At 49.0% G+C, this 13,463-nt stretch carries 2 protein-coding genes; both read right to left on the bottom strand.

What is annotated here, in order from left to right; genetic code table 11:
* The coding region (locus tag A7985_RS27190; protein WP_370671182.1) for a thioesterase domain-containing protein at nt 1-94 on the bottom strand (94 nt) is incomplete at its 3' end.
* A 5-nt stretch (nt 95-99) separates the two neighbouring features.
* Nucleotides 100-13,452, bottom strand: a complete 13,353-nt coding sequence (locus tag A7985_RS22820) for a non-ribosomal peptide synthetase (RefSeq protein WP_065792729.1) — start codon at nt 13,450-13,452, stop codon at nt 100-102.
* Between the last annotated feature and the right edge of the window lie 11 nt (nt 13,453-13,463).

Here is a 13,463-nt window from a genome sequence, read left to right as displayed (position 1 = left end):
TATTTTCGAGTTGTTTGGCCATTTCAAAGGCAATCACCCCGCCAAATGAATACCCAATTAAGTGATAGGGTCCCGTAGCTTGAACGGCTTTTATTTCTGTTACGTAGTGCTTTGCAATCTCCGCGACGAGCTCGGTTGTGGCCCATCTAGCGCAATGGATTGCAGCGCATAAAACGGTTGATCCTGACCAAATTCTCGACTGAGATTATTCAGTGGCAGGATATTCCCACCACCGCCAGGAATGGCAAATATCACCTCTTTATCGCCTTGACTTTGCAATGCAACCAGCGCGCTTTCGCTTGCATCATTCGCAGTCGTGAGATAGTCAGCGAGTTGCGCAATAGTCGATGCAGTGAAGATCACCGACACCGGCAATGTTTGCGCATACCGATTTCTCAGCTTCGATAACAGTTGCACCGCCAGTAAAGAGTGTCCTCCCAGTTCAAAGAAATCATCATGTATACCAATGCTATCCTGCTGGCGACCTAACAACTGTGCCCACATTGCCGCTAAGTCTTGCTCAGTTTCGTTACGAGGTGCCACATACTCATTCTGTAACACATGCGCGTGCGGTTCAGGTAACGCTTTGCGGTCCACTTTGCCATTGGGCGTGAGCGGCCATGAACTGACCGCTATCAGCGCCCGGGGTACCATATAATCAGGTAGCTGGGCAGCCAGCGCGGTTTTCACCTGCTCAGCCCATTCAACGCGCGCAGTATCACTCAGTGCGCTATCCGCCTGAATATACCCCACAAGCTGTAAGCTCCCCGCCAACTCTTTGGCCATGACAATGGCTGAGTCCACCCCTTGTTGCGCCGATAAACGCGCTTCTACCTCGCCCAGCTCGATCCTAAATCCGCGGACCTTCACTTGGTCGTCGGCCCGACCGATAAACTCTAGCTTGCCATCGGCTAAGTAGCGCACAAGATCCCCGGTGCGGTATAAACGCTCGGAACTATTGGCCTTGTCCTCATCAAAATATGGATTGCGAATAAAGCGCTCTGCAGTCAAGTCGGCACGATTAACATACCCTCTAGCCAGACCAGCACCACCAATATAGAGCTCCCCCGCGACCCCTTTGGGTAGTAACTGTTGGTGCGCATCTAAGACCAATAACTGGGTATTTAAGATAGGACGACCAATACTGATGTCTGTCCCGCCTTGTGTATTGGTGAGATCTTTAAGACTGAAGATCTCCACGCTACTGCCGACTGTCGCTTCCGTCGGTCCGTATTCGTTAATGAAACGACTGTTTGGCATCAAAGTGGCCATTTTCAGTGCCAGATCCTGTGTAAAGGCTTCTCCCCCGACCACAAATACATGCTCAGAGAACACCGGTTCCTCTAGGGACAAGCCCTGAAGGTGCGCAGGCGTCAATTTAAACATCGCACTGGGCAATGTCTGGATGGCCACATGCAACTCATCAAAGATATTGCTATTTTCAGGCAGTACTTTGAGATACCCACCTCTCATCCAAGCGCCAAATAGCGGGGTCACGGTGGCATCAAAGCTCAAGGAGGTGCTCATCACCGTACAGCGGATCCCTTGATGAGGATACTGCTGCACCTCAGTTAAGTAGTTACTGACGGTATGGTGCTCTAACATGACCCCTTTGGGTTTGCCCGTAGAGCCCGACGTATAAATCACGTAGGCGAGATCTTGCGCACTCAAACCCAGCTGTTCACGGTCCAAGTTATCACTTTGATAATTTGCACATAAATGCGCCGCCCCCAGATATCCAAGGCCATCCACTTGCAGTAAACGCAGCGGTTCAGACCTCAAGCAGTTTTGTATCACCGCGCAAGTATCTGATTGCACAAGCACCACTTCGACACCCGAATCAGTTAAAATATGCGCCAATCTTTCTTGCGGATATTGTGGGTCGAGTGGTACATATGCTCCCCCAGCCTTTAAAATACCGAGTATGGCCACGACCATTTCCAGTGAACGTGCGAGACACAGCCCCACCAATGCACCAGGTTTGACCTTTTGCGTCTCAATTAAATAATGGGCCAGTTGATTCGCTTGTTCGTTCAATTGCTGATAACTCAGCGTGTGTGTCCCAAATTCCAGTGCAATGGCATCTGGCGACGCGGCAACTTGCTGTTCAAACAGCTCGTGAACGCACTGGTTGAATGGGTAAGCTTGTTCGGTGTCATTGAGTTCAAACAACAAATGCTGCCTGTCATGTTCCGAGAGCACAGGTAGACTATGTGGTGCGACTTGCGCTTCACTCACCTTGCTCAGCCCAGTCATTAAGCGGGCTAAGTTTTCATCCAATTTGCGGATGGCTTGCTCAGAGAATAGACCTGCATCATAGGTCCAAGTGATCTCTACGCCCAGCTCACTGATATTCAAGTCGATATTAATATCAAATTTAGCCTGTACCTTATCGGACTCATAAGGCGTTAAAATCAATTCATCTAACTGTATTGTGCTGGTGTCTTCATGATTGACGCCAAAGTCCGACTTGGTTGTCATCATGATTTGAAAGAGTGGACTGTGGCACGTACTTCTTGGCACATTCAACTTATCAACGAGTTGTTCAAATGGCACATCTTGGTTTGCCTGTGCTTCTAAATGCACTTCTCTAAGGTGGGCAAAGTAGTCAGCTAATGTCTCCTGTGCGGTATCCACTCTCAGTACTAAGGTGTTGACAAAACATCCCAGCAACGGGGCCAACTCTTCTCGCATGCGATTGGCGATGGGCGTGCCAATGACAATATCTGCGCTGTTGCTATGTCTAGCAAGTAGCAGAGATACTGCCCCATGGAGCATCATAAATGGGGTGAGCTGGTGCTGCTTCGCCAGCGCGTGTAACTGTTGTCCAACTTCAGCTGACAGATTGCTGACAAGCTGTTTGCCAAACCGCTGAGATTGCCCTGCGTGGTCCACATCCGGTCTTGGGTAGCACAGCGGTAAACTGTGCACAGCGGGTGCGTCATCTAATTGTTTGACCCAATAATCCAGCTGTTTATCTAAGGCAACCCCCGCCAAATGCGTGCGCTGCCAATGGGCAAAGTCGGCATATTGGATATCCAGCTCAGGTAACGGATCGAGCTGACCTTGACTTAACGCGTCGTACAGGCTGAAGAACTCTTTGCCCAAGACTTCCATGGACCAACCATCCGACGCAATGTGATGCATATTAAACACCAGTACGCCAGCCTCAACTTCCGTGCGCAAGTAAGTGACACGAAGCATCACATCGTTTTGCAGGTCAAACGGTTTGACAAAGTCCGCTTCGACGAGACTTTTAACCGTACTCGCTTGTGCTTCTTTGCTTAAATGCTGTAACCCAATCTCTGTCGTGGAAAAGTCCACTTCCGACATCGCTCGGATGCGCTGCTGGGCAGTGCCATCCACCTCAACATAGACGGTCCTTAATATCTCATGACGCGCAATAATGAGGCTGAACACCTCATTGACCAGCGGCACATTGAGCTCGCCTTCAACATGAAATGCCACAGGGATGTTGTACTCTGGCGTCCCCCCTTGTAATTGATCGATAAACCACAAACGCTGCTGGGCAAAAGACACGTCTAAATGCGTCTGCGCCCGCTCTGTGGCTGTAATCGGCGCCATCAGCACACTGTGACTGTGTGCTTCAATGGCACGCGCTAAGTCAGATAAACTCATCGCGCTAAATACTGCTTGAACTGGCAGCTCCACTTCGAACTGCGTACGAATTTGAGAGACCAAGCGAATACTCAGTAGCGAGTGTCCACCCAGCTCGAAGAAGTTGGCCGACGCGCTGATTTTCGCCGCATCAATGGTCAGTAGTTCTGCCCAGATCTGTACCAGCCCCGCTTCAATTTCACCGTGTGGCGCAATATATTCACACTGCATGGCGCTGCCATCAGGCTCTGGTAAGGCCTTTCTGTCCACTTTACCATTGGCATTCAACGGCCAAGTATCCACCACCATCAATACACTTGGCACCATGTATTCTGGTAGTTCAGTTGATAAGGCCGCTTTAACTCGCGTGATCAAACCGATTTGACCCTGCTCGTCAAGGGCCTCTGTTGGCTTCACATACCCGATCAGTTGCTTAGCGCCCGCAAACTCTTTGGCCATCACCAGAGCAGAGTCAACCCCCGCTTGTGCACCCAATTGCGACTCCACCTCGCCCAGCTCAATTCTAAAGCCACGTATCTTGACTTGATCATCGGCACGGCCAATAAACTCCAGGTTGCCATCGGCCAGGTAGCGCACCAAATCCCCGGTACGATAGAGCTTTTCTGAACCATGGCCATGACTGGCAGCATAATATGGGTTGTCAATGAAACGCTCAGCGGTCAATTCTGGGCGATTCAGATAGCCTCGTGCGAGACCATCTCCCCCCACATACAGTTCACCAATCCCCCCTTTGGCAATAAGGTGCCCATGGTTATCCAAAATATAAATATCGTCAGAAGGTAATCGGGTACCAATTGGCACCAACCCATCATGCGCAGGCTTAAATTGGTACGTTGTCGAGAACGTCGTATTCTCCGTCGGGCCATAACCATTGATTAATTGGCAATTGGGCAATTGATTTTGAACGCGTTTGATCGCTTCTAAATCTAACACATCGCCACCGGCCAATAGCTGCTGCAAAGGTAAATCATCTGGAATGTGATTAGACCACTCTCTAAAGAACCCAGCGGTGAGCCACAGTGTATTCACACCATGGCGCTTAATTTCTTCATTCAATAGCGCCGGCATTAATTGTTCGGCGCCATACAGTACCACCCTACCGCTGTTTAAAAGTGGTCCCCATATCTCAAGCGTCGCAGCATCAAATGCAATATTGGCACACTGCATCATGCAAGTGTCATTGTTCAACACCATAAAACCTTGCTCTTTTACTAATCGGATGACACCGAGATGCGGCGTTAATACCCCTTTTGGTTTACCGGTCGAACCCGATGTGTAAATGACATACGCGAGGTGAGAGGATGTCAGCCCGAGCGTGGTGCTCGGGATATTCTCTGTGCTGTAGGTTTGATAACACGCGACCTCGTCGAGGTTAACAACTTGGCCACTGAACTCACTAAATACGGCGTTCACTTGGCTGTGGCTGACAATCGTCGTCAGTTCAGCATCTTCTAGAATATAATCGATGCGGCTTTGCGGGTATTTCGGGTCAATTGGCACGTACGCGCCCCCCGCTTTCAGGATCCCCAGAATACCCACCATCATCTCTAAAGATGGCGCCACACACAGCCCCACTAAGGTATCGGGTTTCACACCCTGCATTGCAATTAAGTAATGGGCCAGCTGATTCGCTCTCTCATTGAGCGCTTTGTAGGTCAGCTGCTGATTTTCAAACACCACCGCCACACTATCAGGATGCTGTTGCGCCTGCAGTGCAAACACTTCGTGGATACATTTATCCTTGGCATAAGTCACGGTTCGCATATTGAGCTCGGTAACAAGGTGATGCTCTTCGGCCTCTGAGAGCATGGGCAAACTGTGTGGCGCTACGTCCACCGAACTCAGTTCACTTAACCCTGTTAGGAGGCGACATAAATGGGCATTTAATCTGTCAATGGCAGCGTCATCAAATAAGCTAACATCATAAGTCCAATCAATCGCCACACCGGCATCACTGATACTCAAATCCACATTCAAATCAAATTTTGCGTGTATCCCCTGTGATTGATAGGGCGTAAACGCCAGTCCCGCTAACTCTAACTCAGCGGCTTGTCGCTCATCCCCTGTAAAGTTTGAACGGGTGGTCATCATGATTTGGCACAGTGGGCTGTGGTTGCTATTTCTTGGCAGGCTCAATTTATCTACCAGCTGCTCAAAAGGCACATCTTGGTTCGCCTGCGCCGCTAAGTGTGTTTGCCTAACATGCGCAAAGTATTCTGCCAAAGTTGCCTGCCCCGTATTCACGCGCAGCGCCAAGGTATTTACAAAACATCCTATCAGTGGCGTCAGCGCTTCTTGCATCCGGTTTGCAACCGGTGTCCCAATGACAATGTCGGTATTATTACTGTGCCTTGAGAGCAACAAAGACAGGGCCCCGTGCAACAACATAAAGGGCGTCAACTGATGTCGTTTTGCCAGCGCTTGTAGCTGTTTTCCCACCGTGTCAGGTAAATGACCCGAGATCACGTTACCTTCATATTGTTTATTTTCTGGGCGCGGGTTACTCAAAGGCAAACTGTGCACCGCAGGCACGTCTTCCAACTGCGAGACCCAATAATCCAGCTGCTTATCCAATACCGGTCCCGCTAAGTGCGTACGCTGCCACTGTGCATAGTCGACATATTGGATCGCCAACTCAGGGAGCGGGTTAGGTAAGCCCTGACTGAACGCCTCATATAAGGCAAAAAACTCTTTATTCAGTACTTCTATTGACCAGCCATCTGACGCAATATGATGCATGTTAAACACCAATACCCCCTCATCATCCGCGGTATGTAGATACGCCACACGCAGCATCACATCGCAGCTTAAATCAAAAGGTTTTACGCTGTCCGCAGCGACGGTGTCCATCACATACTGAGTCTGGGCCTCGCCCGGCAGATGACGTAGGTCTTGCTCGTCAACGGTAAAGTCAATGTCAGACATAGCGCGGATCTGCTGCTGCGCCTGTCCATCCACGGCAACGTAGACGGTTCTTAAAATTTCATGGCGCGCGATGATCTGGCGTAGCACGTCATTCACTGTTGCAACATCCAGCTTGCCTTGTACATCAAATGCCACAGGCATGTTGTATTCAGGCGTGCCCCCTTGCAGTTGATCGATAAACCAAAGTCGTTGTTGTGAAAATGATACATCATAGTGATTTTGTGCACGGGCAATCTGGGTCAACGGTGGGCGCACATCCCCTTGATTGTACGACGCGATTGTCAATGCTAACTGTGCTAAATTGGCGGCATCGAATACGGCCTGCACAGGCAGCTCAACCGCAAATTGTTGACGGATCTGGGAAACCAAGCGAATACTCAATAAGGAGTGTCCGCCCAGTTCAAAGAAATTGGCTGAAGTACTAATCTGCTGCGCTTGCAGCCCTAATAACTGGGACCATATCGCAACCAGTTGACGCTCAGTCTCCGTTGTTGCTGCCTGATATGCCTGTGTTGATGTCACTTGCACATCCATGGCATCCAACTGGCGTCGGTCCACCTTGCCATTGGGTGTCAACGGCCACTGCGCGACGGAGACCAAAACGCTGGGCACCATGTAATCCGGCAACTGCTGTGACAACCCCGCCTTAATCGCTGCGATGAAGGCGGCTTGCGCCTCGTCATCCAGCGTCTGCTGCGCCTTAAAATAGCCGACTAATTGCATACTGCCAGCTAATTCTTTTGCGATGACCAAGGCAGACTCAACGCCTTGCTGAGCCGCTAGCTTGCTTTCCACTTCGCCCAGTTCAATCCTAAAGCCTCGAATTTTAACCTGATTGTCCGCACGGCCAACAAACTCCAAATTACCGTTAGGTAAGTAGCGTACTAAATCACCCGTACGATAAATGCGCGCTGCGCTATTGGGGTTACCTGCTTCATAATAGGGGTTATCAATAAAGCGCTCAGCCGTTAATTCAGGTTGATTAAAGTAGCCTCTTGCGAGGCCATCCCCCCCGATATACAACTCACCGACCACACCAAAAGGAACCATACTCTGCGTTTTTGACAGCACAAAGAAGTTGATATTCCCCATCGGTCTACCAATTGGGATGACGCTCTGCTGCGCCAGCAAGGTGTTATCCACCCTATAGCTGCTGCACCCGATGGTCGACTCTGATGGACCATAGTGGTTAATGAGCTCACAGGCTGGAAATATCTCATAGAGCTTTGTCGCTAGACTATTTTCTAATACTTCTCCACCGACGATAAACACGTGCGCAGTCGACACCTGTGTCTCTTTAAACTGATCCACCAGTAAGCTTAAGTGCGACGGCGTCACCCTTAATAACTTCGCCTGCTCAGTAGACAAAATCGTCTTCACACGTGGGTCGAGTACGTCTTCGTTGCCCACTAAATCGATCACGCCCCCATTGACCAGAGGCAGGTAGATACTCGGCAGGGTTAAGTCGAAACTCAACGATGTGAATACCAGTGAGCCATGGAGGTGTTCAGCATAGTAATTATCGGTGTTTGTGGACATATAATTGACTAAGTTACGATGTTCAATCATGACCCCCTTTGGCTTGCCCGTTGAACCCGACGTAAAGATCACATAGGCCAAATTCGATGGGGTAACCCCTCGGTCAAGCTGGGTGATCCCCGTCATATCATCTGCAGCCTTATCGAGATTGATCACCTCTCCTGCAAAGTCGTCCAAAGCCCCCATTGCAGCGTCATGACTGACAACAGTGGTTATCGATGTCGCCTCTATCATGTACTCGAGGCGTTGTTTGGGGTAGCTGGGGTCTAGCGGCACATAAGCACCGCCCGCCTTGAGTATGCCTAGTATACCGACCACCATTTCCAATGAACGGTTAATACATAGACCCACTAAGGTCTCGACATTGACACCATGTTCTTCCACTAAGCGGTGCGCAAGTGCATTTGCGCGGTCGTTTAATTGTTTGTACGTCAGCTGTTGCTCGGCAAATCTCACCGCAATTTTATCTGGGTTTACCGCAGCTTGTTGCTCAAAGAGTTGGTGAATGCACTGGTCTTTTTCATACGCTTGAGCGGTATCGTTTAACTCGCAGACCAAATGCTGCACCTCGTCACGCGATAACATGGCCAACTGCTCAGGTGAGATGTCTTCTGTCGCCGCCTCACACAGCCGTGACATTAAACAACACAAGTGTTCATTCAATGTTGCGATCGCTTGTGCGCTAAACAGACTCACATCATACAGCCAAGTGAGTGCCACGCCGTCCTCATTGATATTCAAATCGACATTTAAATCAAACTTGGTTTGCACCGTTGTCGTCTGATAAGGCGTCAACTCCAAACCCGTCAGTTGTGCTGCTTGCGCTTGTTGGTCGTCGGCATGAAAGTCTGCACTGGTTGTCATCATGATTTGGAACACGGGGCTGTGGTTGGTATTTCTTGGCAGATTAAGTTTATCGACGAGTTGCTCAAACGGCACATCCTGATTTGCCTGTGCATCGAGATGCACTTGTCTCAGGTGAGCGAAATAGTCGACCAATGTCGCGTGTTCAGTATCGACTCGCAATGCCAAGGTATTAACAAAGCACCCAATTAATGACGTCAGCGCTTCTTGCGTACGGTTCGCCACAGGCGTACCTATCACAATATCCGTACTGTTACTGTGCCTTGATAGGAGCAGCGCAAATGCACCATGTAGCAACATAAATGGCGTCAATTGATGGCGCTTTGCCAGGGCCTGTAACTGTTTTCCTACCTGAGACGATAAACGACCTGTGAGGGTTTTACCTGCATACTGTCTGCTCTGTGGACGTGGGAAACTCAACGGCAGACTATGCACCGCAGGCGCTTCATCTAACTGCTTAACCCAGTAATCTAGTTGCTTATCTAGCACCGTCCCGGCGAGGTGTGTGTGTTGCCAATGTGCATAATCAACATACTGCACGGCCATTTCAGGCAAGGGATCCGCGTGCCCTTGACGCAGTGCATCGTACAGGGCAAAAAATTCATTATTTAATACTTCAATAGACCAGCCATCCGATGCAATGTGGTGCATGTTAAACATCAATACGCCACTGTTATCCGCGGTCTGTAGGTACGTCACGCGCAGCATCACATCACGGGCTAAGTCAAAAGGTGTAACAAATTCGGCTGCCACCGTATTTTTGACATACTCAGCTTGTGCAGCCTCCTCAAGATGGCGAATGTCCTGTTCATGGATCGCAAATTCAAGCTGTGACACCGTGCGGATCTGCTGCTGTGCTTGGCCATCCACTTCCACATACACCGTTCTTAAAATTTCATGACGCGCGATAATCTGTCGGAATACCTCATTCAACAACGCGATGTCTAACTGCCCTTTCACATTAAAGGCCACCGGCATGTTATACTCCGGTGTGCCCCCTTGTAATCGATCGATAAACCACAAACGTTGCTGTGAGAATGACACGTCATAATGTGCTTGTTCACGCGCAATTTTGGTCACCGGTGCGAGCGTGGAGTCCCCACTGTGAGATTCAATCGCCTGCGCTAAATCAGCCAGAGTGTTGACATTGAATACCATATGAATAGGCAAGTCGATTGCAAAATGCTTGCGGATCTGAGAGACCAAACGGTTACTCAATAATGAGTGCCCACCCAGTTCAAAAAAGTTTGCATTCGTGCTTATCTGCGCGGCGTCAATCTCCAGCAACTGTGACCATATTGCAACCAATTGGTGCTCGGTTGCGGTACTTGGTGCCTGATAAGACAGGGTTATGCCTCCCATCACATCCATGGCATCTAATTGACGACGGTCTATCTTGCCATTTGGCGTCAGCGGCCACTGTGCAACCACCACAAATAGACTTGGCACCATGTAGTCTGGCAACTGCGTCGCCAGCCCCGCTTTCACCTCACAGATCAGCGCCGCTTTTGCCTCGTCGGCCAAATCACTCGCTGCATTGATGTAACCCACCAACTGCAAGCTGCCCGCATACTCCTTCGCCATCACCAACGCTGAATCAACACCAGGTTGAGTCGCAAGCTTCGCTTCCACTTCACCCAGTTCAATCCGAAAGCCACGGATCTTAACTTGGTCATCGGCACGGCCTAAAAACTCCAACTGGCCATTCGATAAATAGCGCACCAGATCCCCGGTGCGATACAAGCGCTCGGAGCTGTCGCGATGCGTCGCATCATAAAAAGGATTGTCAATAAAACGCTCTGCGGTTAAGTCTTCACGTCCAACATAGCCTTTTGCTAGCCCCTCACCGCCAATGTATAGTTCACCAGTAACCCCTTTCGGTAATAGCGTTTGCTGGTCATCTAACACAAAGAGTTGGCTGTTCATGATAGGACGACCAATATTGATTTCTGCCACACCGGTCATGCTTTGTAGTTCGCTTAGGCCAACCACTTCAATACTACAGCCCACGGTCGCTTCGGTTGGACCATATTCGTTTATAAAATAACTATTGGGCATCATGGTGGCGGTTTTTAAGGCCAATTCATAAGAGAATGCTTCACCGCCCACAACGACCACATGTTTCCCGAGTACGGGCGCTGTAAATTCTAAGCCTTGTAAATGTGCCGGTGTGACTTTGAACATTGCATTGGGCAGGGACTGCATCGCATCGTGTAATTCATCAAAAATGTTGCCCTCTTCAGACAATATCTTGAGATAGCCTCCGCGCATCCACGCACCAAATAACGTTGTCACCGTGGCATCGAAGCTCAAAGATGTGCTCATCACGGCACAAGTTATGTCCTGCGTATGAGGATAATGCTGTACCGCACTGAGGTAGTTACTCACATTTTGATGTGCCAGCATCACCCCCTTCGGCTTGCCCGTCGAACCTGAGGTATAAATGACATACACCAAGTCTTGTGCGCTCAACCCTAACTGCGTTGTGCAGAGGTTATCTGTTGAGTAATGCGCACAGAAATGCGTCGTATCCGCTTGCCCTAACTCTTCCACAAGCAGTGTCGTGACAGTCTCCCCTACCTGAGCACGTGTCCCAGTTTGTACCAATACCAGTTTGGCGGCAGAGTCACTCAGAATATGGGTCAATCTGTCCTGTGGGTATTTAGGGTCGAGTGGCACATAGGCTGCACCGGCTTTTAAAATCCCCAAAATACTGATCGCCATTGCCATTGAGCGCTCGAGGCACAGACCCACTAAGTCACCCGGCTTGATACCTTGCTCCTCAACAAGATAGTGGGCAAACTGGTTTGCCTGCGCATTCAGCGCACGATAGCTCAGCTGCTGTGAACCACATTCCACCGCAATGGCCTCTGGAGACTTGGCGACCTGTTGTTCAAATAATTCATGGATGCAGGTCTGAGCAGGGTAATCTTGTGCGGTTGCATTTAAGTCGAATACCAGATGCTGCGTATCTTCACGCGATAGCATTGGCAAGCGCTCAAGTGCTTTCTCCGGCTCGCCAATCCCCGACCTCAACAGGTTTTCATAATGACCTGCAAGCGCAGCAATTTCATGTTCACAATACAGCTCGCCATGGTATTTCAGCTTGACGCTAAAGGCATCTTGTAGCTCAAACACTTCTAACGAAATATCGAGATCACTCTGTTGAATGATGTCACGGTTGAATGACACATCCGTGGCATCGCCAGCGTCTACCAGTAGAGATTCTTGATCCCCAATAAAATTTTGATACGCAAATGAAGTCTGAAAAACAGCACTGTCATGCGGTTTATCTGTCACAAATTTTTCCGCAATCAAGGGGAACGGATAGGCGGAATGACACAGCGCGTTTAACAGCGTTTCTTGGGTCTTTTTAAGGAATTGAACAAACGCCCCAGCTTGTGCATGGTCACTGCGGATCGGCAGCATATTCACATAATAACCGACATCTAATTCAACGGCTTCGATAGGACGCATAATCACAGGCATACCGACATAGATTTTGTCCTGTCCGGTATAGCGATTCAATAAAATTTGGTAAGCCGCTAAAAAGAATGCCGCGGGTTGTATCCTATGCTCAATACAAAAATTCCGCACCTGATTGGATAATTGCTGTGGTAATTCAAATGAATGTAATTCACTGGCGCCCGTTTTGGCGTCTAAGTTATGACGTTGAAACAAGTGCCCCAGCGGCTCGTTCTCGCCTGTGATTTGCTGTTGCCAATAGGCCTCAGCTGCTTGACATTCATCAGACGCTAAGTACTGCTTTTCCCAATCAATAAAATCTGAATACGCTAAGGTGCGTTCAACGCGCACCTGTTCGCCATTTTTGAGTGCTTGATAAAACTGCAGCAATGCACTCAACACATGGACACTGGATATGCCATCGAAAATGATGTGGTGAACGATGATCAAAAAGCTCTTGTTACCATTGTGATCTTGTAACAAGCTCGTATTACAAAGGAAGTCATTATTAAAATCAAAAATATGATTTGCTTTGTGATAAACAGCATCTTCGATCGACGCACACTGCACCTCCTCTATGTGTGGCTGCTCAGCAAAGACAATCGAGTGAAAATACTCACCATCGTCTTCAGTGACTTTGGCACACAGTAAAGGGTACTTTTGTAGAACCAATTGCCAAGCTTGTAAAAAACAGGCGGTATCCACCGATGGACCGAGGTCCAAGCAAATAGGGACGTTATAAGCTGCTAATTCAGGATTCAGGTTTTGAATAAACCGCAAGCCCTTTTGGCCAATTGACAGTGGGATCCTGATATAGGCATCACTCGCGCCTTGACTTGGTGACACAGCTTGTTTTTCTTTAAGTGCTGCAATGATACGTGTTTTATTGTTTAAAATACGCGCTTTCAGCTCTGCAGTTAACGCTCCTTTCGGTGCAAAACAACGAATGCTATCATCAACCAAAGACAGTGTTATTTCTTTTACTGCTAACTCACTAAGCAATTGTTCTACATTTTTCATATCTTCAGTCC

Source organism: Pseudoalteromonas luteoviolacea, assembly GCF_001696455.1.
Classification (GTDB): Bacteria; Pseudomonadota; Gammaproteobacteria; order Enterobacterales; family Alteromonadaceae; genus Pseudoalteromonas; species Pseudoalteromonas luteoviolacea_C.
The sequence above is the reverse complement of the archived record's forward strand: the minus strand, read 5'-3'. Positions and strand labels throughout refer to the sequence as shown.